This is a genomic window from Ochrobactrum sp. WV_118_8 (genome assembly GCF_039631535.1).
In the GTDB taxonomy this organism is placed as follows: domain Bacteria; phylum Pseudomonadota; class Alphaproteobacteria; order Rhizobiales; family Rhizobiaceae; genus Brucella; species Brucella anthropi.
On the sequence record NZ_JBDIUZ010000002.1, the window covers coordinates 650,244 to 675,035 of the forward strand.

Genomic DNA, 24,792 nt, shown 5'->3' on the forward strand with positions numbered 1-24,792 from the left:
TTGACTAAACAGTCTCCGCTAACTGGACGCTTTGTACCGGTTTAGCCTGTATCTGGCGCCATAGCGGCGTCATTGCAGCTGTGATGTCTCCATAAAGCATGTAACGGCGATTATAGTGTCCATCCAGCGCGGCGTTCGGCTTGTAATGCCGATCGGTGCGCACCATGGCATTGGCACCTTCTGTGAAATCGAAGAACAGCCCAACACCGGTCCCCGCCGCAATGGCTGCGCCAAGTGCGCCTGTTTCTCGTGAGACGGCAACAGAAACTGGCACGCCGAGTACATCGGCAAATATCTGGGGCCATAAACGGCTGCGTGAGCCGCCACCGGAAAGCACAGCCTCCTCGAAGGTCGCGCCTGCTTTTCGGATGGTTTCCACATGCTGGCGATGACCGAAGGCAACGCCTTCAAGCAAAGCGCGTATCAGATGCCCCTTCGTATGCCAGCCCGCAATACCGTAAAACCCTGCGCGGGCGTGGCCGTCCTGCTGCGCTCCGTAGAGATAAGGGTGGTAAAGCGGATCATCACTTGCAGGTTCGATGGCTGCGGCGAGACTGCAACAAACATCAAATGGCGAGACATCGGCATGATGGTCTCCTTCAAAGAATTCCCGCACCAGCCATTCAAGATTCGCCGCAGACGTAGCGCTGTTTTCCATCGCCATGTAACGGCTGCGATCAAAAGTAGAGGTCATGAAGACCGGCCCCTTGAGATCAGGGCCGTCGACAATAATCTGATTGATGCTCCACGTACCCGCAATGATCGATGCACTTCCTGTGCGTGAGACACCAGAACCTAGCGCCGAAGCTACGACATCGAAGAGACCTCCAACAACGGGTGTACCCGCCGCAAGCCCGGTCTCCCGCGCCACAGCCTCAGTTACATTGCCTGCAATATTGTCGCTTTCGATGAGCGGTGGCAGGATATCCATACAGTCGCCCAAACCGTAAGCTTCCATCAAAGCACTGTCGTAACGGCGCGTTGCAAGATCGAGCAAGCCCGCCCCCGACATGTCGGAAACTTCGCTGAAACGTTTGCCCGTCAAGCGATTGACCACGAAGTCCTTGGAGAAAAATACCGTGCCTATCTGGTCAAACAGTTCAGGCTGGTAGCGCTTCAGCCAGGCAAGCAGCGTCGGGGTTTGGGAGGGCCATGGACGCTGGCGTGCTATCGGATAGGTCCTTGCGCCCACTCCTTTTGCCGTCCACTCTTCAACGAGACCGGTCGCGCGGGTGTCGAGCGACTGGATACCTATGAGCGGATCTCCCTCCCGGTCGAGCGCGTAGAGCCCGTTGCCGTGTCCGGCACAGCCGATAGCGGCAATATCACTCGCCGTTATCCCCGCCTTATCAAGGCAAGCCCGAATAACCCGCTTGGCATTGGACCAGAGCTCGCCAAGGTCACGCTCGACGTGACCGGGATGTGGCATGCGGCTATGTCCTTCTTCACCTGCATGGGCGAGCTCCCGTCCCGAAAGATCAAAAACCACCGCCTTGATGACAGTGTTGCCCGCATCGAGCCCCAACAGATATTTTTGCATGAAGAACCCCTCCCAAGGTCCAACTAATCCAGTAACTCAGCCCTGCTGATAAAGCGAGTAGGCCTCCTCGCCGCTCGCATTCTTATGAATAATCGCCATCAACCCACGCACCACGGCGCTTGGATTGGCATGCTGATATATGTTGCGTCCATAGACCATGCCCATTGCACCTTGCTGCATCAAGGCTGCAGATTTTGCAAACACTGCGGAGAGATCTTCCTTACCGCCGCCACGCACCAGCACCGGACAGCGCGCCGTCTCTACGACACGATGGAAATCCTCTGCATTTGTTGTCGGATCTGCCTTGATGATGTCAGCTCCCATTTCGCGGGCAAGCCGCGTAAGCGTCACGATCTTGTCGGCGTCACCATCGACCATGTAGCCGCCGCGCTCTGTGACTGGCTGCATGACGAGCGGTTCGATCATCAGCGGCATACCGTATTTTTCGCAATCTGCCCGGACGCGGGAAATGTTCTGCACGCATTGACGAAAGAGGTCTGGCTCGTCCGGCAGCATGAAGAGGTTCACCACCACGCAGGCCGCATCCATCTGCAACGCTCCGATCAGCGGATCGGCCTCGTTCTGCAGCACAGCCCACATGTCGCGATGGCGAATGCGGTTATAGGGATTGCCCATATCGAGACGCATAACCAGAGCCGGTTTATCCTTGCCGGGAACATCCTGCAGCAGATCGGCCTGACCATAGTTCATCTGGATGGCATCAGGCTTTGCGTCGATCAATGCCTTGATGACAGCTGGCATATTCTCCAAGCCGTCGAGAAAAGAGGGCTCATTGCACACGCCGTGGTCGACAGCCACATCCAGACAGCGACCGTTGCCGAACAGCCGGTTCATCCGGACTTTGCGGTTTTCTCGCATAATTCACTCCTTTGTTCGTTCCTTGCGGAAAGGGTTTCTGCGGCGACGCCGTGGCGCTCGCGCATGAGGGTTAGAAATCGCATCAACTCTGCGTCGCGGTACTTTGGCGACCAGTTTTTCTCCGTCGCCAGCAAATCAAGCACGGCCTCGGTCATGGAGAGAGACAGTTCGCCGGAAATCGCCAATGTCGTGCGCCGCAAAAGCAAGTCATCGAGATGCTCGATCGCTTCGGTACGGATAAGATATGAAAGCTCCCGCCTGCTGTAGGCGGCATTGGGCAAGGCATAATCCGCCCCCTCCGCGATAAAGTGGGCGATTTCGGTGGCATCCGTACCGTAGCGCTTGAAAAGTATTTCAACGCGGTCTGCGGGAAGTCTGGTGGCGGTAGTCAATTTTTCGATCCAGATTGCACGATCTTTCGGGAATGCGCGTCCACCGCCTATGGCACGTTCCGTCGTGTCGATCCGTCGCGACAACCCCAGCCGCTTCAACGCCATGTCAGCAGCCATTTCGCCAAAGGAGCGAAAAGTTGTCCATTTTCCGCCAATCATGCAGAGTACGGGAGGACGGTTATCCTGCCCTTCAAGCACCGTGCAGAAATGGTCGCGTGGGATACGGCCCGTAAAACTGTCGTTGCTGGCTGGCAGCGGGCGCACGCCTGCGAACTGGAAGACAATCTCCTCAGGACGTATTTTGATCTCTGGCAGCACGAAAGCGAGCGATTGCAAAATGTAGTCCCGTTCGTCTGCCTCGCAGCGCACGGTGCCGGGATCGTCGACGCGGATATCCGTCGAGCCGACGAGAACTTTGCCGAGATAGGGAAACAGGATGCAGATGCGTCCGTCCTCGTTCTCGTAATAGATCATGTGCCCATCAAGACTGTCACTGAGAGCGGGATTATCGACAATGAGATGCGAGCCTTTGGTGCCCCCCATCAGCGGGGCAGGTTGTGCCTCTTTCGGAAACAGTGTGCCATTCGCAATATCGATCCAGCCACCCGTCGCGTTGATGACCAGCCGCGGCTGGATAGAGAGTGTTTCGCTGGAAATACCGTCGAATAACTGAAAATCACCACCGCCACTTTCACAAATTGCCGCATAGTTCAGCGCCTTGGCATTCGGTCCAGCTGAAAGGCCGTCGCGCAGAAGCTCGACCCCAATCCGCTCTGGATGGCTGACCCAAGCATCGAAGTAGGTAGCGGAACTGCGGATCGCGGGATTGAGCGAAGGCCATTTTGCAAGTGTCGTTTTGCGACTGCGAAAACGGTGTTTTGGCATAAGCGCTCGTTTGCGCGTCAGAAAATCGTAGATACCTAATCCTGCTTTGATGGCGATTGCACCACGCCGGCTCGGACGGCGCGTAAGCCCCAGAAAACGTACAATCCCATTTCCTAACCCCGAGAAAATGTCGAAGATCGGAACGGTTGTCGGTAGCGGCGCGACATAGTGGGGAGCATTGCGCAGCAATCTGTCACGCTCGACAAGGGATTCCTTCACGAGGCTGAACTCGCCATTCTCCAGATAACGCAAACCACCGTGAACCATACGTGAAAGCGCAGCGCTGGCACCCGAACAATAATCGGACTGCTCAACCAGCAGCACGTTCACGCCCTGCAGCGCAAGCTCACGGAAAACGCTGAGCCCGTTAACGCCACCGCCGACGACACAAACGTCCACCTTCGGGCTCTGGCGGAGCCCGTCTAATATCTCTTTTCGGTTCATGATGGCCGTCCGTTATCCGTCCATGTTAACCAGTTGTGCCGAAATGGCCGTGTCGATAGCCGCAAGGTCATCGGACGAAAGCCGGAGCCTTCCTGCCTGCGCATTGTCGAGCGCCTGCGCTGGATTTCTCGCCCCGCAAAGTGCGAAGGTCACTCCCGGCTGCGCCAGCGTCCAAGCAATCACGATCTGGGCTATCGTCGCGCCATGGCGATCGGCGACCGGCTTTATAGCCGTCGCAAAATCCTTTGCCTTCTGCCGGTTGGCAACGGAAAAGCGTGGATTGTCCTTGCGTTGATCGTCCCCGGAAAACACACGTTCCGGTCCGATCATGCCAGACAGAAGACCAAGCGCGAGTGAGGAATAGCTCAACGTCGATACATTGTTTGCAGTGGTAAGCGGCAGCAAGTCTTGCTCGATCTCCCGATCGATCATGCTGAACCGCTCCTGGATCGCATCGAGCGCGCCAGTCTGGACATAGTGCTCCAGTTCCGACCGATTGACGTTGCTGGCACCAACAGCCCGGATTTTGCCTGCCTGTTTCAGGTCATCAAGCGCCGCGACGGTCTCTTCGATTGGTGTCGTCGGGTCCTGCCAATGAGTGATGTAAAGATCGATATAATCGGTACCAAGGCGGCGCAAACTTTCTTCCACCTCGTGGATGATCGCATCCCGCCCCAGATAGCGATGGACTGGCTTTCCATCCTGATCGAAGAAGTGCTTACCTTTCCGGGTATGCCAGACGAGGCCGCATTTGGTCGCGATCACCGCCTTGTCGCGGCATCCGGCAATTGCCTTGCCGACAATTTCCTCAGATCGTCCGAGGCCGTAGGCCGGCGCCGTATCGATCAGCGTCACGCCAGCATCCAGCGATGCCTGGATAGCTGCGATGGATTGGGCTTCATCCGTTCCGCCCCACATCCAGCCGCCTATAGCCCATGTACCGAGACCGACTGCGGACGCCCTGACGCCGGAGCGCCCGATTTCGCGGATCAACTGTTCGCCGCTCATGCGAAATATCCTTCTTGGGATGCAAGTTCGAGAATGCGGGCGCCAGTCGCTTCGTCGGTGACGAGCGTATCGAGATGATTGCCGCGAAGAACACTCAGGATAGATTCGGCCTTGTTCAATCCGCTGGCGACACCGATCTTCGTCGGGATGTGCGCAAACTCATTCAGCGTAAGCGAGACCAGCGCACGATTGAGGCTATAGTTGCAAATCCGTCCCTCCACATCGAGCAGATGGGCGAGAAGTTCCGCACTGGCACCGGAATGCTCGATAGCCGTCCGGTCTTCACTCGACGACGGGTGCAGATCGTAATAGGTCGAATCCGTACTGACGATAGAGCCGATACCGACGATGGCCACCTTGGCCTCCCTCGCCCGTTGGAACACGTCAGCGACAGAGCGCATGTTCATCAGCATAGCGCGCTGCGCAGCATCATCTGCGAACAAGGGCGCATGTATCTGATAGGAATGCCCTCCGAGTTTTTCGGCCATCAAGGTCGAGACGTGATTGACGTCAGTATAGTGCTTTCCCTGCACACAGCCCGTTGCTGGAATAACCTCGACATCGAAACGGCGTGGGGTCTGAATTCCAGCGACCACGGAACTCACGCCCTTTCCGCCAGTGATGCAGATCGTGTCACCATCGGCGATTTCTTCAAGAAGCAGGCGGGCAGCGGCTTCCCCCACCGCCAGCAAAGCCGTTTGCGGGTTGTCGGATGCGGTCGGCACAACAATGGCGCGGCTAATGCCACCAAGCGCCAGTAATCGTTCTTCCAGATCGATAAGAGGCTCAACCGGCGACTTGATCTTGATTTCTACAAGGCCAAGCTGGCGGCCGCGTTTGATGAGCCGGTTGACAGTTGCGTGAGAAATCCCGAGCTGGTCCGCAATCTGCGCCTGCGTCAACCCTTCCAGAAAATGCAGGACGAGAGCCTGATGCATCTGGCGGGCAACGACGATTTCCTCACGTGGCGCTGTTGTTCTTGGTTTCAGTTTAGCAATGGGCATATCAGGACGCCTTCCGCTTGTGCAGGAAATGGTCGATCGAAACAGCGGCAAGAAGAATGCAGCCCTTGATCATGTCCTGCCAGTACACCGAAACATTGAGAAGGATCAGCGAGGATGTGACCAGCGAAAGCAGAGCCATGCCGAGAATAGCGCCAAGGATAGTACCTGAACCGCCGCTGAGCGATGCACCGCCGATGACTGCGGCAGCGATAATATTCAGCTCCATGCCAACACCAAAAGTAGGCGTAGCAGCACCGAAGCGGGACATATAAATGACGCCTGCAACACCGGCGAGCGTCGAGCACAACACCGTAACCCAGAATTTAACCTGGTTCGTCTTTATGCCTGAATAGAGCGCCGCTTTCTCATTGCTGCCGGTATAGAACACCTTGCGAAAGGCCGTGGCGCGACGGAGCAGGAAATCGAACAGAATGACGACGACGACGAAAATCAAAATGACATAGGGGATGCCATAGAATGTGCCCTGCCCCACCGCTTTAAAGCTTGGCGGCAGCGTGAAAAGCGACAGCGGCGTTCCTTTGGTGATGATAAGGCAGAGGCCACGCACAATTACCATGGCTGCCAGCGACGTGATGAAATGGTTGAGGCCAACGACGGTTACAAAGAAACCCATAATACCGCCGATGGCTGCGCTCGCCGCAATGCCTACAAGCGAAGCCATCCATGGATCGAGCCCAGCCAGAAAGAGTGCGCCGGAAAGGACCATGGAGAAACAGACCACCGAGCCCACCGAAAGGTCGATGCCCCCGACAATCAACAGGATCGTCATCCCCACCACGACGATGCCTTCCACTGAGAAACTCATCAACATCGCACGAAAATTGCCGAGCGTCAGAAAATGCGGCGACGCAAAACTCATCACCACGGCCAATGCCAGAATGATCGCAATCAAACCGGCTTCACGCATGGTTCCGATGCGCCTTATCGACGAATTTTTTGGCGCAGCCGCTGCCATTGTGTCGATTGCCATTTCACCCTCTCCCATTTTCTTTTCATGCGGCATGATGCGATGCCCGTTCCGCGCCAACGCCTGAAGCAAGAAGGATCACTGCCTCTTCCGACATGGTGTCCGCAGAAAGCTCTCCCGCGATGTGCCCTTCCCGAACGACGAGCACGCGGTCAGCAAGACCAAGCAGTTCCGGCATTTCCGACGAGATGACGATGATGCCAATACCGGAACGCGCAAGCTCCCGCAGCAGGCGATGAATTTCCGCCTTTGCGCCGACATCAATGCCCCGTGTCGGTTCATCCATCAGAATGACTTTGGGCTTTACCGCCAGTTGCTTGGCGATTGCCACTTTCTGCTGATTGCCGCCTGAAAGTGATTTCACAGGCGCTTCGATGCCACCCATGCGCACGGAAAGCCGTTTCGCAAAATCCTCTGCAAGTGCAGCCTCGGCTCGACCGTTCAGAAGTCCGGCGGCATTGGTCAATGATTTCAGGTCCAGCACGGAAATATTCTGCGCGATGGACATCTCCAGGAATACGCCAGAACCTTTGCGGTCTTCTGAAAGATAAACAATGCCGGCCTTGGCTGCGTCAGAATATGAACTGATCTTCTGTGTCTTGCCATGGAGGCGAACTGTTCCCGCAGTGCGTGGACGAAGGCCGCAGATACCTTCGGCAATCTCCGTTCGCCCCGATCCGATAAGGCCACCGACACCAAGAATTTCACCTTTGCGAACGGCAAAGCTTACTTCATTAAAGCGCACGCCATCGCCAATACCGTCGACTTCGAGAATAATTTCGCCTGCCGCCTCGTGTGATCCAAGCTTATCTGGATAGAGCTGCGTGATCTCTCGTCCTACCATCCGACGCACCACATCGTCGGGTTTCACATCTGCAATGCGATCGGTGCATACATAACGACCATCGCGGAAAACCGTCACCCGGTCGCAGAGGCTGAAAATCTCGGCCATACGATGACTGATATAGATGATGGAAATGCCATTCGCCTTTAGATCACGGATAATCGAAAAGAGCTGCTGTGCCTCGGTTTCGGTGAGCGCAGCCGTCGGTTCATCCAGAATCAACACACGGCAGTCGAGTGTCAGCGCTTTGGCGATCTCCACGAGCTGCTGGCTAGAAATCGGCAAGTTGGCGACCTTCTGCCGAACATCGATAGCCGCCAGGCGGTTCATCACGATCTGCGCATCACGTTCCAGCGCGCGGTAATTCATGAACGGCGAACGACGGCGATTGGTCGTCGCCATAAACATGTTTTCGGCCACTGTAGCGTCCGGACAAAGCGCTATTTCCTGATGCACCAGACCGATACCAAGCGATTGCGCCACGGCGGGGGAGGCAATGTGAACGGTTTTGCCGTCAATGCGTATCTCACCTTCAGTCGGCTGCAAAACGCCAGCGATAATGCTCATCAGTGTCGATTTACCAGCACCGTTCTCGCCGCAGAGCGCATGGACCTCACCACGTTCAAGCCTGAAATCCACTTGCGTCAGCGCCTTCACCGCTCCGAAATGCTTGGTTACACCGTGGATGGTAAGCACCGGTTCAGCCATCTTTTTCCTCCCTCTCCATTCCAACCATCCGCACCACAGGGCGCGGATGGCTTCTTGAACGGAGCCTATTCCTCAATGCCCTTAGTACCGCGACGCTTCAGATATTTGTCCCAATAGAAGTCGTCCGCGTTTTCTGCGGTCACAATCGAGAGGCCATTATCGACAACGGGAATGCTCATCGGGTTGAAGCCGGAACGCTTGGCGTCATTCATCGGGTCGATCAGTTCCGGATGCTTGGCAAGCCACAGCAGCATGAAGCCCATATAGCCCTGCATGCCCTGGTTCGGATTGATCGAACCGAAGACTTCACCAGCCTTGATCATGTCGAGGATGTTGGCGTTGACGTCGGCACACATGACGAGAACCTTGCCACCAGCTTCTTTGTTCGCCTGCGCAGCCCCAATTGCGGAGTTGGCCTCCGGCATGAAAACCGCACCGAGGTTCGGATTGGCTTGAATGAGGCTCGACAGCCCCTGATACGCTTTCGTCGGGTCCTGATTGGAAGCAGCACGACCAACCAGCTTCATGTCAGGCCACTTCTCTTCCATGCGGGCGATGAAAGCTGCAATGCGCTTGTCGTGATTATCCTGTCCCGGATTTTCAAGAACAGCATATTCGCCCTTGCCGCCCATTTTCTGGGCGATGGCATCGGCCGCATAGGTGCCTTCTCGTGTGTTGTCCGAGGTGATGAAGGACACACGCTTCGACAACGGAGAATCTGCTGCAAATGTGACGACCGCCGTACCCTGATCGATCGCCCGGTTGATGGGCTCGATGAACGGGTCGGAGTTCATCGGATGAACAAGAATACCAGCTGGATTCTGCGCCAACGCCTGATCGAACGTGGCGATCTGCTTGTTCACGTCATATTCCGGTGTGCCAGTATATTCCGTCTCGCAGCCGAACTGCTGGCCAGCCTGCTTGAACATTTCATAGACGGGAAACCAGTATTCAACGCCAGAAACCATGACGTTCATCACATATTTTTCGCCCGGTTTACAGCGGAACGGATTCTCGGTCTCGGCTGCCGTTGCGGAACCGGCCAGAAGCGTTGCCGCAAGAACCGCCATTGCGGTCGTGCTCAGAAAATTGCGCAAGTGTCCTCCTCGAGGCCGAAGCCCCTCCCAAACGCGCGGGAAGCGTCCCAAAAACGCCGTTGATCTTTATGAAGACCGGCCCTCCTCCTCGAAGACCGGTATCGATAGCTAATCGCAAAGAAACGCGACTGTCAATATAATTCAGTATATGAAATATATTTCACAATATTTGTTCATTTCGCTTATAGTCAAGCTGGATCGGTGGCGAAGCGCATATTTGGTCGATGAAATTTTTGACACTGACCGCGTATTCCTTACTTCTGAAAATGGCGGCCACTTCCGACATGATCGGCTTTCCGATTATTGGACGGAAAACCGTATTGGGCATGTGCACGACGTTTCTCACCACGCCCGGTATGACTGATATACCGGCACCCAGCGACACCTGTGTCAGAACAGCAAGAAGACCGCCCGGCTTTGCAATAATCCTCGGAGTGAAACCTCCTCGTTTCGCGACTTCATATGTGCCCGCCTCCTGTTCCGGCAGAATGAACCGGCTTTCCGCAAGAAAAGCGTACTGGTCCTCCACCTCAGCAACCGCAAGCCGATGGTCAGAGGGCAGCGCCAGACAAAAATAGTCTCGTAGCAAAACATGGGCGCTGAGTGACGGTGGGAGCGTCATCGGCATACGGACGAAGCCAATGTCGAGATGCCCGCCCTCAATGAGCTTCGGTAGATCCTCCATCGGAAATTCGCGCGAATGAAGCTCCACTTGGGGCCAATCATGCGAGAAACGACTGATTTGCATCTGCAAGGCCCCGGCATAAGCCGCCGAGCCGACATAGCCAATTTCGATCCGCCCGATCTCCCCTCGTCCAGCTCTGCGGCCGACACTTTCCGCCTTATTGAATTGATCCAGCACCAATCTCGCTTCCTTCAGAAACACCTCACCCGCGGGAGTGATTGCGACTGAGCGTTTGGTTCTGAAGAAAAGTTTCGTACCGAGCCGCCGCTCGATTTCCTGTATCTGAACCGTGAGCGTCGGAGCCGCAATGTTCAACCGTTCTGCCGCTCTGGAAAAATGAAGCTCCTCAGCGAGTGTCAAAAAATAACGAAGATGCCTGAGGTCCATGAGTGGCTCCAATAATTAGGTAAAAACTAATATTATCTCAAAACACCACGAATGAAAGAAATTCAAACATCCTGTTTATTGGCACCTCAAATGTAATGAAGGAAGTCCAATGTCCGCCCATTCTGTCAGAATCCTCGCCTCGTTGACCGCAACGATGACCCTCGCCGCAGCCTTCCCGGCATTGGCAATCGAATTGCCGACAAAGCCTTATCTTACCCTTGAAGCTGCCCGCTCCGTCGTAGCAGCTGCCGAAAAAGAAGCGACAGCGAACGGCTGGCCCTGCGTGATCTCAGTCGTCGATGCAGAAGGTCTGCCGATCCTCACGATACGCATGGACAACGCGTCAGTACCCGCTGGCGTCGAGCTCGCGCCCGGCAAAGCTCGCACAGCCGCGCTTTTCCGTCGGGAAAGCGGCGCTCTCGAGGATGCTATCAACGGGGCACGCCCTGCCGCTATCACGGCGCGCGGTTTCGTACTCATGCGCGGAGGAGTTCCAATCACGGTGAATGGTACGATTGTTGGCGCCATTGGCGTATCAGCCGACACACCCGATCATGACCAGCAGATTGCGAAGGCTGGTGCAGCAGCATTGACAATCAAATGACAACTGTTCTCGCATCCGCGCCGCGCGTTACCAATTCAACTTTCATTTTGCTGACAGCCTCGACCGGTTGCGCAATGACCGTGCTGGACACAAATGTTGTCGCGATGGTCCTACCGACCATTGCACGGGAGTTTTCGGCAAGTTTTGCTGACGTAGAGTGGGTCATCAGCACTTATGTCCTTTGCTTCGCGTCGCTGCTCTTGCCAGCTGGCGCTCTAGCCGACCGGTTCGGGCGTCGCACTGTTTTTCTGATTGGAATTGGTGCGTTCGCATTCTCATCCTGGCTTTGTGGTGTAGCAGATTCAGCCACTTCACTTTACCTTGCTCGCGCGTTGCAAGGCGCCAGTGCCGCCTTCCAGCTCGCGCCTGCGCTCGCGATCATTGGCCATACGTTCCATCGCGATGAGGAACGTAACCGTGCATGGTCAATCTGGGGCGGCATCATGGGCCTGACCATGGTGCTGTCACCGATTATCGGAGGCCTTATCGCCCATAGTCTCGGCTGGCGCTGGGCATTCTACATAAACATACCTATCGGCATTGTGTTGGCACTGGCTACGCTGCGTTCCATCACCGATTCAAAAGATGAAAATGCGCGGCGCGTTGATCCAATCGGCATCGTTGCATTTGCGAGTACAATGTTCGGCCTCACATGGGGACTTATCAATGGACAGGCACATGGCTGGACCTCTTCAACCGCGATTGCAGGATTTGTCGGCGGCTTGGCCGGTCTGGCTATTTTCTTGGTTGCGGAGACTGTCCAGCAGCGTCCGATGCTCGATCTCAGCCTATTTCGCAATCCTCGCTTTATAGGCGGGGTTTGGGCGATGTTTGCCTATGCAGCCTGCGCTCAAGTGATGGCGTCCATGCTGCCGCTATTCCTTCAAAACGGCTTCGGTCAGCCGCCATTGCAAGCTGGTTTTGCTATGCTCCCATTTGCAAGCGCGATGCTCATCTTCCCCAATGTCGGGCGCTTTCTCGGAAAGAAAATGTCGTCGCCGGAAATTTTGTCCCTTGGACTCGTGATCGTGGGTATCGGTAGTCTTGTGACAAGCTTCGGCGCACATTCCGGCGCCTGGTCTATCGTTATGTGCGGTATGTTTCTGATTGGGAGCGGTGGCGGCTTGCTGAATGGTGAAACCCAGAAAGCGATCATGAGTACCGTTGCACGCGACCGTGCCGGGATGGCATCGGGCATCAGCACAACCGCCCGATTTACCGGCATTCTGTTGGGCTTCGCAGTCCTGAGCGGAGTGCTGGCAAGTGCTGTTCGGACTCACTTAATGCAAACGGGCTGCAACGATCCGACATGCAGTGGAAATTTTGCTGACGCGATAGTCGCGGGCGACTTGCCTAACGCACTTGGTATGGTCGCACCTTCAGCGAGGATTGCCGCAACCGAACTTGCCATGCGAGGTTATTCTGCTGGCTTCTCGGTTGCAATTCTGGTTTCTGCAATCGTGGCCATCGCCTCCTCGCTTTTGGTCTACTGCCTGATGAAACGACAATAGCTTTCAGGCGAGAAGCTCTATTCTTTCTTGTATAGCGTGCGCGACCGCTCAAGATGGCGGAGCATGGCAGCCTCGGCGCGGTCCGCATCCTTAGCCGACAAGCAATCTAATATTTCCTCGTGTTCAACGAGGGTATATTTCTCTTTGCCAGTCCAGATAAGCATATGGGTGTGATACTCTTTCAGCCAAGCGAGCATAGCTTCGCTTACTGCGACCAATATTGGATTACCAGCAATTCTAGCTATCCGGACATGAAACTCCATATCGGCAGCGATGAATGCGTCTGCATCACCGAGCGATTTCCGCTGCCGTTCGATGATCTCCCGCAGCTCGGCGATATCATCTTCCGTTGTCTTCTGTGCAATCTCGCGAACAATACCACGTTCGAAGAAAATTCGCGCGCTCTTCAAGTCTTCCAGCGTGTCCATTGATTGCGCAATCATGATCTTCGCAGTCGGATCCACCTGCTGAAAAATCGACTTTGCCGTCAACTTCAAAACCTTGGCACGCTCACCATGCGAGATGCTGACCAGTCCCATCTTGGCAAGTGACTGCATCGCCTCGCGGATCGCGGGCCGTCCAACGCCAAAACGCTCCATCAGAACACGCTCGGACGGCATCTCATCGCCCGGCGTCAATTCACCGGAAGTAATCATGTTTTCGAGCCGGTCGAAAACTTCGTCGGATAGTTTGCGGCGAATGATGGGTTCAATTGCTTGGGTCATAGCGTCTCACTGCTCATGAGCTTTTCTCCCTTATGCATCTTCAAATGCTCTGAGGAAAGCCGTTACCCACACTCTCGCGACCGGTTAACAATTTTCCGCTTGCAGATATTGGAATACTCATTATACCAGTTCGTACTCAAACACCATGCGCTTATTGCAGGCGCAACGAAAACCGTGAGTGACGACAATTCCGATGAACATATGTTTGACCTATCGCATTGAGACCACCGGCAGCATCGAACAGATGGCGGCCAAGATCGCGAGCGATCAGTCAACCGGCACTTTCGTCGCCGTTCCGGGTGAGACGGAAGAACTGAAGGCGCGCGTCGCAGCACGCGTGCTCGAAATTCGCCCACTTGAAGACGCAACGGTGCCTGCATGGCCGGAGCTTGAACCAGGTCACGGGCCGATCAGGCGCGCCGATGTCGATATTGCCTTTCCGCTTGATGCTATCGGTACTGATCTTGCAGCACTGATGACGATTGCCGTCGGCGGCGTCTATTCGATCAAGGGCATGACAGGCATCCGCGTTGTCGACATGAAGCTGCCGGAAGCCTTCAAAAGCGCGCATCCCGGCCCACAGTTCGGCATTGCCGGAAGCCGTCGTCTGACAGGCGTTGAAAAGCGTCCGATCATCGGCACCATCGTCAAGCCGGCACTCGGCCTGCGTCCACATGAGACAGCAGAACTCGTAGGCGAACTCATTGAGTCGGGCGTCGATTTCATCAAGGACGATGAAAAACTGATGAGCCCGGCCTACTCACCGCTTAAAGAGCGCATCGCCGCAATCATGCCACGTATTCTCGATCACGAACAGAAGACCGGCAAGAAGGTCATGTATGCTTTCGGCATCTCCCATGCCGATCCTGACGAGATGATGCGCAACCACGACATGGTGCTAGAGGCTGGCGGCAATTGCGCTGTGGTCAACATCAACTCGGTTGGCTTTGGGGGCATGAGCTTCTTGCGCAAGCGCTCGGGCCTCGTGCTTCATGCCCATCGCAACGGTTGGGACATCCTGACCCGCAATCCGGGCGCCGGTATGGATTTCCGCGTTTATCAGCAGTTCTGGCGGCTGCTCGGCGTCGATCAGTTCCAGATCAACGGCATCCGCGTGAAATATTGGGAGCCGGACGAAAGCTTCGTCAATTCGTTCAAGGCTGTCAGCACGCCATTGTTCACGCCTGCCGATTGCCCGCTTCCTGTCGCTGGTTCCGGGCAATGGGGCGGACAGGCGCCTGAAACCTATGAGCGCACGGGCCGCACGACAGACCTGCTTTATCTGTGCGGCGGCGGCATTGTCAGCCATCCGGGTGGCCCGGCAGCCGGTGTTCGCGCCGTGCAACAGGCATGGGAAGCAGCAGTCGCTGGCATCCCGCTTGAAACCTATGCAACGGACCATCCTGAACTTGCAGCTTCGCTCACGAAATTCGGGAAAGGTGACGAGTAATGTCACAGGCTTCCAACGAATTGCTGCTGTCCTACTACGGTGACGATCTCACCGGCTCGACCGATGTTATGGAAGCCATGGCATCCAATGGCGTCGACACTGTGCTGTTCATGAATGTGCCGGATGAAGAGCTTCTTTCACGCTTTTCGCACTGCAAGGCTATCGGTCTTGCTGGAACTAGCCGCAGCGAAACGCCGGAATGGATGCAGGAAAATCTCACGCCAGCGTTCAACTGGCTCAAAAGTCTGAATGCTGCGATTGCGCATTACAAGGTCTGCTCGACATTCGATTCCGCACCTCATGTCGGCAATATTGGTAAGGCCGTCGAAATCGGCAAAGCGATCTTTAATCAGGCCTATGTGCCGTTGATTGTCGGTGCGCCGCAGCTCAAGCGTTACACCGCTTTCGGCAATCTCTTTGCGGCCTATCAGGGCGAAACCTACCGCATCGACCGTCATCCGGTCATGAGCCGCCATCCGGTCACACCGATGCATGAAGCCGACCTGCGCGTGCATCTGGCAAAGCAGACCGTGCTTAAAGCTGTTCTTGCTGATCTCGTAGCGCTTTCAGCCGCAGATGCGGATGAGCGTGTAAACGCAATTGTCAAAGATGCTGACGGCATGTTGTTGCTTGACGTCGACAGCCATGAAAGCCAGTTGCAGGCAGGCGAACAGCTCTGGCGTTTGCGTTCCCGCGACGGCTGGTTCGTTGCAGGTTCGTCGGGTGTTGAATATGCGCTTCTGGCCGCATGGGCCAAGGCCGGACTGATCGGCGCGAAAAAAGAGTTTCCGCTTCCGGGCAAAGCCGACCGCATCGCGGTCGTTTCAGGAAGCGTCTCACCGACGACAGAACGTCAAATTCGTCACGCAACGGCATCAGGCTTTACCGGCATTGATCTCAACCCGCTCGATCTGCTTGGCGAAAACAGCAATCAGGCAATCGAAGCTGCCATTGCTGACGGCCAGAAGGCGCTCCAGCAGGGCAACAGCGTTATCCTCAACACCGCCCTTGGTCCGTCGGCTGATCGCGGTACAGAAATCGACAAGATCGCAGGCAGCCGCCACAAGCTGGCCCGCAGCCTCGGCTTCATCCTCCGCAACCTTGTCGAGCGCGAAAGGCTTACCCGCGCAGTCATTGCAGGCGGCGACACTTCGAGCCACGCATTGCGTGAATTGCATGTCGATGCACTCACCACGCTTTTGCCACTTCCACAAACACCGGGGTCGCCGCTTTGCACGGCGCACGGCGCTCACGCCGCCACCAACGGCCTCCAGATTGCCCTCAAGGGCGGTCAGGTCGGTTCTGACGGTTATTTCAGTCAGATTCGCGACGGCCTGACCGCTTGAATCTGGAATACTCATTGACTGGTTATACCAGTTACGCTACCAAAAGTCTGGGAAGGAACTACAATCATGACAGCTATCGCTTTGTTCGGAGCGGGCGGCAAGATGGGCTACCGTCTGGCCAAGAACCTCAAAGGTTCGCGCTTTGACGTCCGTCACATCGAAGTCAGCGACGCAGGCAAGGCACGCCTGAAGAACGACCTCGGCATCGATACCATCGATGTTGATGCGGGTCTTGAAGGCGCGGAAGTCGTCATTCTGGCTGTGCCGGATACCATCATCGGTAAAGTTGCTTCATCCATCGTTGACAAGCTGAAGCCGGGCACGATGGTTGTTGCACTCGACGCAGCCGCGCCATTTGCCGGTCATCTGCCAGAGCGTGCAGATCTCACCTATTTCGTGACCCATCCTTGCCATCCGCCGATCTTCAACGACGAAACGGATATGCAGGCAAAGAAGGACCACTTCGGCGGTCTGTTTGCAAAGCAGCACATCGTTTCGGCTCTGATGCAGGGACCGGAAGAAGCTTATGCACTGGGCGAAGAAATCGCCAAGGTCATCTGGGCACCAGTGATGCGCTCGCATCGCGTAACCGTTGAGCAGCTCGCAATTCTCGAGCCAGGTCTTTCGGAAACCGTTGCAGCTTCGCTTCTCGTTGTCATGAAGCAGGCCATGGACGAAACCGTTCGCCGCGGCGTTCCTGAAGAAGCAGCACGCGACTTCCTGCTCGGCCACATGAATGTTCTCGGCGCCGTCATCTTTGGCGAAGTCCAGGGCGTATTCTCCGATGCCTGCAACAAGGCAATCGAATTCGGCATTCCTGCGCTGATGCGCGACGACTGGAAAAACGTTTTCGAACCGGAAGAAATAGCAGAAAGCATTCGTCGCATTACGTGACGTTATCCGGGAGGGCGTAATGCGCCTTCCCCTTTTTTACCGCCTCTTGGGAAACGGGGCTTGATTTGGGAGGAAAATATGAAGTTTACACGCAGGACAATTGCGCGCGGTTTTGCGATTGCAGCCATCTCGGCAACATTGGCAGGCGGTGTTGTCATGCCAGCATGGGCCGCTGATCTGATCGCAATCATCACACCATCGCACGACAATCCATTCTACAAAGCTGAAGCCGTGGGCGCTGAAGCCAAAGCCAAGGAACTCGGCTACGAAACACTGATCCTTCAGCATGACGACGATCCAACCAAGCAGTCGCAGCTTGTCGATACGGCCATCGGTCGTGGCGCAAAGGCAATCATCCTCGACAATGCTGGCTCGGAAGCATCGATTGCCGCCGTTCAGAAGGCCAAGGATGCCAAAGTCCCTTCATTCCTGATCGACCGTGAAATCAATGCCTCAGGCGTTGCAGTGTCGCAGATTGTTTCCAACAACTATCAGGGCGCACAGCTCGGTGCGGAAGAATTCGTGAAGCTAATGGGCGAAGCTGGCAATTATGTCGAGCTGCTCGGCCGTGAATCCGACCTCAACGCTGGCACCCGCTCCAAGGGCTATCACGACGTCATCGATGAATATCCAGACATGAAGATGGTTGCGCAGCAGTCGGCCAACTGGAGCCAGACCGAAGCCTTCTCCAAAATGCAGAGCATTTTGCAGGCAAATCCTGACATCAAAGGTGTGATTTCCGGCAACGACACCATGGCCATGGGTGCGTGGGCAGCGCTTGAAGCTGCAGGCCGCAAGGACGTCATCGTTGTCGGCTTCGACGGCTCCAACGATGTCCGCGACTCCATCAAGGCCGGTGGCATCAAGGCAACGGTTCTTCAGCCAGCCTATGCTCAGGCACAGATGGCTGTCGTTCAGGCTGACGAATTCATCAAGACCGGTAAGGGCCCTGCTGAAGAAAAGCAGCTGATGGACTGCGTCCTCATCAATCCTGACAACGCAGACAAGCTCGAAACTTTCGCTTTGAAGGACTAACTCCCAAGGCTTGCGACATCGGGAGCGCCGACAAATATTAGCGCTCCCGAAATGCTCCTAATACCGAGGATAAATTCATGTCAGTGCTGAAGTCAGCTTCCATTATCCTGCTGGCCTGCGGTGTCGCGCTTTCGGGTTGCAAAATCATCAAGACGCCGACAGCAGAAGAAGCCGCAGAAGCACGCGGCGATAATTTCAATCCCGATCGTTCGGTTGCCGACATCTGGGATTCAAAAGTTAAGCCGTTTTTTGCCGAGAAAACTGCAACGCTCGATGAAGTGATGCAGGCTGCAAATACAGATGCGGATGCAGCCGGAGCGAAATACGGTCATCGCGAAAAGCAGGGCAATGCCCCCTGGACCTTTGCAGCCAAGCTTGAAGGCACAGTGGTCGCCGCTGAAACAAAGTCGCGCGCAGCCTATGTTGATGTCGACAGCAATGGCGATGGCAAGGCCGATGCACGCGTGCAGATCGGGCCGACCGTTCGCGGCAGCGCAATCCGTGACAGCCTGTCCTTTGTGAACTTCAACGAGTTCCGCAACCAGATCGACTGGGCGCAATTTGGCAAGGCTTTCAACACCCGCGTCAATGATGATGTTCTTTCAAAGCTCCCGCGCGAGGATCTGGTTGGCATGAAGTTGAAGGCCGAAGGTGCTTTCCCGTTGCCATCGAAGGGCCAGCTTCCTCTTGTGACGCCTGTTTCCATCTCTCTGGAGAAATAAGCCATGGAGACGGAATTGAACGAGAAAAACGGTATCGTCCTCAAGCTTGAGGATGTTTCCAAGGTCTATTCAGGCATTGTCGCGGTCAAGCGCGCCAATCTTGAATTGCGCCGTGGTTCGGTCAATGTGCTTGTCGGCGAAAACGGTGCTGGCAAGTCAACGCTGATGAAGATCATCGCGGGCGTTGAGCGTCCGACCATGGGGAAGATTATTCTCGATGGCGAGGAAGTGTCATTCGACAGCCCTGCCGACGCGCAAAAGCGCGGCATTGCGATGATCTTTCAGGAACTGAACCTGTTTTCAAACATGACGGTGGCCGAGAATATCTTTGCCACGCGCGAAATTACACGCGGTTTGCGTGGCATTGATCACAAGGCGCAGGTCGTCAAGGCCAATGAATATCTCGACCGCCTTGACGCAGGCATCAGTGCAACTACGCTCGTCGCCGATCTGCCAATCGGTCAGCAGCAGCTTGTCGAAATCGCCAAGGCTATTTCGCTCGATGCACGCATCGTCATCATGGATGAACCGACATCGGCCCTTTCTGCAGCCGAAGTCGATATTCTGTTCAAGGTGATTGCCGAGCTGAAAAGCCAGGGCGTTGCAATCGTCTATATTTCGCATCGTCTTGAAGAACTGATGCGGATTGGCGATTACATCACGGTTCTGCGCGACGGAAAAATCACCGGCCAGGAAGAGATCAAAAATATCGATACGCAATGGATCGTGCGTTCGATGATCGGCTCCGATGCCAAGGATTTTGCCAAGCCTGTTACCCACAAGATTGGCGCCGAACGGTTTCGTGCTGAAAACATCACCCTGCCCCGGGCAACCGGCGGGCTTGCAGTTGATGATGTCTCCCTGACCGTGCGCGCGGGCGAGGTTCTGGGCATTTACGGCCTTATGGGCGCGGGGCGCTCTGAGTTTTTCGAATGTGTGATGGGCCAGCATGGGCACTCCACCGGCCATATCTATATCGATGGCAGGCAAGTGAAGGAACGCGATACGACCCGTCGCATCCGGCGCGGCCTTGCCCTCATACCGGAAGATCGTCAGCGCGAAGGTCTGGTGCAGATCTTGTCGATTGCCAGCAATCTGACACTGGCAAGTCTCGACCGTCTGGCTCGCGTCTTCCACATCACGCCAAAGCGTGAAAAACAGGCCATTCAACAGGCGATCAAAGACCTTTCGATCAAGGCACCAAACCCCGAATTCGAAGTCACTTCGATGTCAGGCGGCAATCAGCAAAAGGTCGTCATCGGCAAGGCGCTGATGACCAATCCAAAAGTTCTTCTGATGGATGAGCCATCGCGCGGCATCGATGTGGGTGCGAAGGCCGATGTCTTCCGCACCATGCGTAGGCTTGCTGCCGAAGGGCTATCCATTCTTTTTTCAACCTCTGATCTGGAAGAAGTCATGGCGCTCTCCGATCGCATCGCGGTGCTCAGCAATGGGAAGCTGATTGCCATATTCGACCGCGATAAAGCGACGGAAGCCGACATTGTTGCCGCATCGGCCAAGGGCCACGGGCACACACATGACAACGACCACAACAAACAAACAAGGGAACGCGCGTCATGACAGCCAACACGACGACGGCCGCCACTGACTCAACCTTTAGCAGCGGCTCGGCCCTGCTGACGCTGATGAAACTGAGAACCTTCATCGCGCTTCTCGCGGTGTTCATCTTCTTCTCGTTCGCAGCACCAAACTTCCTTTCAGCCGCCAACCTGATCCTGATGTCGAAGCACGTTGCGCTTAATGCATTTCTTGCAATGGGCATGACCTTCGTCATCATCACAGGCGGCATCGACCTTTCCGTCGGCTCCATTGTCGGGCTTTGCGGCATGGTTGCCGGCGGTCTTCTGATCTACGGGATTGATCTTGGCATCGGCTACACGATCTATTTCAACATTATCGAAATCTCGCTGATCACATTGGCCGTTGGTGTCTCAGTCGGCTTCATAAACGGGCTATTGATAACCAAACTGAATGTCGCGCCCTTCATCGCGACACTCGGCACGCTTTATGTGGCACGCGGTCTGGCGCTTCTGTCCTCGGACGGCCAGACCTTCCCGAACCTCGTGGGCCGTGAAGACCTGGGCACAACCGGCTTCGCCTTCCTCGGATCAGGCAGCATTCTCGGTCTTCCGGTCTCGATCTGGATTCTGATCGTCGTTGCACTGGCCGCAGCCTATATCGCGCGATACACGCCGCTTGGTCGCCAGATTTTCGCAGTCGGCGGCAATGAGCGTGCGGCACGCATGTCGGGTATCCGCGTCGACCGCGTAAAGATGTTCGTTTACATGTTTTCGGGCTTCTGCGCTGCGATCGCCGGGCTTATTATCTCGTCCGAACTGATGTCGTCGCATCCGGCAACAGGCAACTCATTCGAGCTGAACGCCATTGCGGCAGCCGTTCTCGGCGGTACTTCGATGTCGGGCGGGCGCGGCACCATTGGCGGCACAATCATCGGTGCATTCGTCATCGGTATTCTCTCCGACGGTCTGGTCATGATGGGCGTATCGTCCTTCTGGCAGATGGTCATCAAGGGCCTTGTCATCATCATCGCCGTGGTAGTTGATCAGGCACAGCGCCGCCTCCAGCAGCGCGTTACACTCATGCAAATGGCAAAAGCAGGATAAAAATGGCAGACTTGAATGGCGCTCTCATCGGTTGTGGTTTCTTCGCAATCAATCAGATGCACGCATGGAACGACGTTTCGGGTGCCAAAATTGTGGCGATCTGCGACCGCGATCCTGAGCGGTTGAAGATTGTCGGCGACCAGTTCGGCATCGAACGACGCTACACAGATGCTGAGGCGCTGTTTGCAGATGGCGGCATCGACTTTGTCGATATCGCCACCACAGTTTCAAGCCATCGTGCTCTGGTGGAGCTTGCCGCCGCCCACAAGGTGCCAGCAATCTGCCAGAAGCCCTTTGCCAAAACGCTTGATGATGCAAAGGCCATGGTGAAGATCTGCGGTGAAGCAGGCATTCCGCTCATGGTGCATGAAAACTTTCGCTGGCAGACACCTATTCAGGCCGTGCGTAAAGCGCTCGATAGCGGCGTCATAGGCGCGCCTTTCTGGGGACGCTTTTCCTTCCGCTCGGGCTTTGATGTTTTCTCCGGCCAGCCTTATCTTGCGGAAGGCGAACGCTTCATCATCGAAGATTTAGGCATTCATACGCTTGATATTGCACGCTTCATTCTGGGCGATGTGACCAGCCTCGTCGCACGCACCAAGCGCGTCAACCCGAAGATCAAGGGTGAAGATGTAGCAACCATCCTCATGGACCATGAAAATGGTGCTACTTCCATTGTTGACGTAAGCTATGCCACCAAGCTCGAAACCGATCCTTTCCCGGAAACACTCGTTGAAATTGATGGCACCGAAGGCTCTATCCGTCTTTATCAGGGTTATCGCCTTGAAGTGATTACGCCGAACGGCACCACGGTTTCCGACGTTTCACCAAAACTGCTCTCATGGGCCTCGCGTCCATGGAACAATATTCAGGAAAGTGTCTTTGCCATTCAGCAACATTGGGTGGACAAGCTCGTAACAGGCGAAGAAACCTCGACATCGGGCGCGGATAATCTCAAGACTTTCGCGCTTGTCGAAGCCGCCTATGACAGTGCCGCAAGCGGCAACCGCGTCGACATTACGGCGTTGCTAAAATGAGCAACGTTGATCCTTTCCTGCTCTATGGAACGCGCGAAACGGAAGCCAAACCACTTCATCTGAAAGCGGGCCTGCTCGCCGTCGATCTGAGTGAAGGTAATCTACGAACCATCACTTACGACCGCATCGAAGTTCTGCGCGCTGTCTCCTATCTCGTGCGGGATCGAGACTGGGGAACCTACAACCCGGAAATCCATGATCTGAATGTCGAGCAAAACGACAGCGGCTTTATCGTCACCTATCAGGCACGTTGCGAAGGCCCGGATGTGACCCAACTCACCATTGATGTTCGCATTCAGGCAGAGATTGGCGGCACGCTCACTTTCGACGCCGTAGCGAATACAACGACAGGCTTTGAAACCAACCGTTGCGGCTTTTGCATCCTGCATCCAATCGTCGGCGTGGCAGGCTCCCCTGTGAGGGTCGAGCATGTAGACGGCACACTCAACAAGACCCGCCTGCCCGATCTGATCGAACCGTGGCAGCCTTTCAAGGATATGCGTGCGATCACCCATGAGGCCATGCCCGGCGTTACGGTCGAATGCCGCATGGAAGGCGATACCTTTGAGATGGAAGATCAGCGCAACTGGTCCGATGCATCTTACAAGACCTATGTACGTCCGTTGGCTTTGCCATGGCCTTACCAGATCGAAGCCGCCAAACCCCAGAATCAGCGCATCGTCCTCAACATTTCCGACACGCGCGCGGCGACACCAAATAACACCCGGTATGCAGAGCCGGTGAGCATCACGCTTGGTGACACAAGCGGCACATTGCCAAATATCAGCATCATCATCACACCGGAAGAAGCCAAAGTAAGCCTTGCCGCAATTGATCTGTTGCAGGAAATTGGCCCGCAGGATTTGTTATTTCATTACGATCCACTGGCAGGGCACAAAGGTTCAGCCTTTGCCGACTTTGCAGCCATGGCTGCGAAGCACAGTGGCCGCGTTTCGCTCGAAATTGCATTGCCTTGCGAGAAATCGCTCATCGAAGAGACGACAGCAATCGCTTCTGACATGAAAGCGGCTGGCTTTACCCCGGATGCGGTCATTGTTTCACCGGCTATAGATCGGCAGTCGACACCGCCCGGCAGCGAATGGCCGCCCTGCCCGCCGCTTGAAGATGTTTATGCGGCAGCAAGAGCAGCATTCCTGAATGCGCAGCTTGGCGGCGGAATGCTGAGCTATTTCACCGAACTTAATCGCAAGCGCGTTCCGGGCGAGCTTGTTGATTTCGTCACCCATTGCACCAATCCAATTGTTCATGCCGCTGACGATCTAAGCGTCATACAAACACTGGAAGCTCTGCCGTTCATCACCCGTTCGGTGCGGGCTATCTACGGCGACAAGCCCTATCGCATCGGGCCGTCTACCATCCCGATGCGCCAGAATCCTTATGGCAGCAGAACGATGGAAAACCCGAATGGCAAGCGCATTGCTATGGCCAATCGCGATCCTCGCCACAATGGAAGATTCGCTGCGAGCTTCGCGATGGCCTATGCCATATCTGTGCTGAATGCTGGCCTCGATAGCCTGACACTTTCCGCCCTCACCGGGCCTTTCGGACTTACTGCAGGTGAAGGCGAACCAACACTCGCAGGTGGGAAACGTCCACTCTTCACCACGATAAAAACATTGTCCCGGCTTGCAGGAAAAAAATGGCGGCAGCTTATTTCGTCGCGGCCTGACCACGTTCTGGCCTTCGCAACAGAGCAAGAATTCTGGCTGGTAAACATCACGTCACAGCCTCAGACTGTCAGCATCGCTCAGTTCGCCAAGATTACTCTCGATCCCTACGCGGTCCAGAACTTGAAACGCTCATAGTTTTAATCGCGTCGTTGTTGTTTTGATCAGGAGCAGCCAATGCTGAGCTATAAAAATGATATGCCCGCCAGCAAGAACTGACGGGCATAAATCCAAAGGGTTTTCGGCGATTTAAATCACATTTGGTGTGATAGGC

The 24,792-nt window shown here is 55.4% G+C and carries 21 protein-coding genes and 1 pseudogene; 11 read left to right on the forward strand and 11 right to left on the reverse strand.

Going from position 1 to position 24,792, the window contains the following annotated elements:
- Positions 1-4: 4 nt before the first annotated feature.
- The 10 genes and pseudogenes from ABDF71_RS17115 to ABDF71_RS17160 all read right to left on the reverse strand — a co-directional run.
- Complete coding sequence (locus tag ABDF71_RS17115) at positions 5-1,540, reverse strand: FGGY-family carbohydrate kinase (protein ID WP_036589393.1); 1,536 nt, start codon at positions 1,538-1,540, stop codon at positions 5-7.
- Between the two features lie 36 nt (positions 1,541-1,576).
- Positions 1,577-2,419 (reverse strand): class I fructose-bisphosphate aldolase, encoded by an 843-nt coding sequence (locus tag ABDF71_RS17120; RefSeq protein WP_010661042.1) that lies wholly within the window; start codon positions 2,417-2,419, stop codon positions 1,577-1,579.
- Entirely contained in the window at positions 2,392-4,140 is a 1,749-nt protein-coding gene (locus ABDF71_RS17125) for a glycerol-3-phosphate dehydrogenase/oxidase (RefSeq protein ID WP_258124434.1), read from the reverse strand. The genes ABDF71_RS17120 and ABDF71_RS17125 overlap by 28 nt, the downstream gene beginning before the upstream one ends.
- 12 nt (positions 4,141-4,152) lie before the next feature.
- Positions 4,153-5,148 carry an aldo/keto reductase gene (locus ABDF71_RS17130; RefSeq protein ID WP_029927922.1) on the reverse strand — a complete coding sequence of 332 codons (996 nt, stop codon included), beginning with the start codon at positions 5,146-5,148 and terminating at the stop codon, positions 4,153-4,155.
- Positions 5,145-6,152, reverse strand: coding sequence for a sugar-binding transcriptional regulator (locus tag ABDF71_RS17135; protein ID WP_010661039.1), 1,008 nt, complete (start codon positions 6,150-6,152; stop codon positions 5,145-5,147). Before ABDF71_RS17135 ends, ABDF71_RS17130 begins: the two co-directional genes overlap by 4 nt.
- Before the next feature lies 1 nt (position 6,153).
- On the reverse strand, positions 6,154-7,143 hold the full coding sequence (locus ABDF71_RS17140) for an ABC transporter permease (RefSeq protein ID WP_258124435.1): 990 nt from the start codon (positions 7,141-7,143) through the stop codon (positions 6,154-6,156).
- A gap of 22 nt (positions 7,144-7,165) precedes the next feature.
- A complete protein-coding gene (locus ABDF71_RS17145) occupies positions 7,166-8,692 on the reverse strand; it encodes a sugar ABC transporter ATP-binding protein (RefSeq protein ID WP_258124436.1) in 1,527 nt (508 codons plus the stop codon).
- Between the two features lie 65 nt (positions 8,693-8,757).
- Complete coding sequence (locus ABDF71_RS17150) at positions 8,758-9,789, reverse strand: substrate-binding domain-containing protein (protein ID WP_061346567.1); 1,032 nt, start codon at positions 9,787-9,789, stop codon at positions 8,758-8,760.
- A gap of 160 nt (positions 9,790-9,949) precedes the next feature.
- On the reverse strand, positions 9,950-10,675 hold the full coding sequence (locus tag ABDF71_RS17155; RefSeq protein WP_500061823.1) for a LysR family substrate-binding domain-containing protein: 726 nt from the start codon (positions 10,673-10,675) through the stop codon (positions 9,950-9,952).
- Positions 10,676-10,687: 12 nt separating this feature from the next.
- Positions 10,688-10,861: pseudogene (locus ABDF71_RS17160) on the reverse strand (LysR family transcriptional regulator); the annotation flags it as partial.
- 109 nt (positions 10,862-10,970) lie between these two features.
- On the opposite strand from ABDF71_RS17160, the gene ABDF71_RS17165 reads away from it, so the two are divergent.
- Both ABDF71_RS17165 and ABDF71_RS17170 read left to right on the forward strand, forming a co-directional pair.
- Positions 10,971-11,465: a GlcG/HbpS family heme-binding protein gene (locus tag ABDF71_RS17165; protein WP_151615897.1), complete on the forward strand. Its 495-nt coding sequence runs from the start codon at positions 10,971-10,973 to the stop codon at positions 11,463-11,465.
- A complete protein-coding gene (locus ABDF71_RS17170; protein ID WP_258124438.1) occupies positions 11,462-12,976 on the forward strand; it encodes an MFS transporter in 1,515 nt (504 codons plus the stop codon). Before ABDF71_RS17165 ends, ABDF71_RS17170 begins: the two co-directional genes overlap by 4 nt.
- Positions 12,977-12,993: 17 nt before the next feature.
- Here ABDF71_RS17170 and ABDF71_RS17175 read toward each other — a convergent pair whose 3' ends face one another.
- Positions 12,994-13,701 (reverse strand): transcriptional regulator NanR, encoded by a 708-nt coding sequence (locus tag ABDF71_RS17175; protein ID WP_010661032.1) that lies wholly within the window; start codon positions 13,699-13,701, stop codon positions 12,994-12,996.
- Positions 13,702-13,894: 193 nt separating this feature from the next.
- Here ABDF71_RS17175 and oiaX point away from each other — a divergent pair, with 193 nt between their 5' ends.
- From oiaX to apnL, 9 genes are all read left to right on the forward strand, one after another.
- Positions 13,895-15,151: a 3-oxo-isoapionate-4-phosphate decarboxylase OiaX gene (oiaX, locus tag ABDF71_RS17180; protein WP_258124439.1), complete on the forward strand. Its 1,257-nt coding sequence runs from the start codon at positions 13,895-13,897 to the stop codon at positions 15,149-15,151.
- Entirely contained in the window at positions 15,151-16,497 is a 1,347-nt protein-coding gene (locus ABDF71_RS17185; RefSeq protein WP_258124440.1) for a four-carbon acid sugar kinase family protein, read from the forward strand. The genes oiaX and ABDF71_RS17185 overlap by 1 nt, the downstream gene beginning before the upstream one ends.
- A 66-nt stretch (positions 16,498-16,563) precedes the next feature.
- Positions 16,564-17,391, forward strand: a complete 828-nt coding sequence (locus ABDF71_RS17190) for a phosphogluconate dehydrogenase C-terminal domain-containing protein (RefSeq protein ID WP_010661029.1) — start codon at positions 16,564-16,566, stop codon at positions 17,389-17,391.
- A gap of 78 nt (positions 17,392-17,469) precedes the next feature.
- Complete coding sequence (locus ABDF71_RS17195) at positions 17,470-18,426, forward strand: D-ribose ABC transporter substrate-binding protein (RefSeq protein WP_036578564.1); 957 nt, start codon at positions 17,470-17,472, stop codon at positions 18,424-18,426.
- Between the two features lie 77 nt (positions 18,427-18,503).
- A complete protein-coding gene (locus ABDF71_RS17200) occupies positions 18,504-19,148 on the forward strand; it encodes a DUF2291 family protein (protein WP_010661027.1) in 645 nt (214 codons plus the stop codon).
- A gap of 3 nt (positions 19,149-19,151) precedes the next feature.
- A complete protein-coding gene (locus ABDF71_RS17205) occupies positions 19,152-20,729 on the forward strand; it encodes a sugar ABC transporter ATP-binding protein (RefSeq protein ID WP_258124441.1) in 1,578 nt (525 codons plus the stop codon).
- Entirely contained in the window at positions 20,726-21,793 is a 1,068-nt protein-coding gene (locus tag ABDF71_RS17210; protein ID WP_258124442.1) for an ABC transporter permease, read from the forward strand. Before ABDF71_RS17205 ends, ABDF71_RS17210 begins: the two co-directional genes overlap by 4 nt.
- A gap of 2 nt (positions 21,794-21,795) precedes the next feature.
- On the forward strand, positions 21,796-22,830 hold the full coding sequence (locus tag ABDF71_RS17215; protein ID WP_258124443.1) for a Gfo/Idh/MocA family protein: 1,035 nt from the start codon (positions 21,796-21,798) through the stop codon (positions 22,828-22,830).
- Complete coding sequence (gene apnL, locus ABDF71_RS17220) at positions 22,827-24,656, forward strand: D-apionate lactonase (protein WP_258124444.1); 1,830 nt, start codon at positions 22,827-22,829, stop codon at positions 24,654-24,656. Before ABDF71_RS17215 ends, apnL begins: the two co-directional genes overlap by 4 nt.
- Positions 24,657-24,792 lie beyond the last annotated feature (136 nt).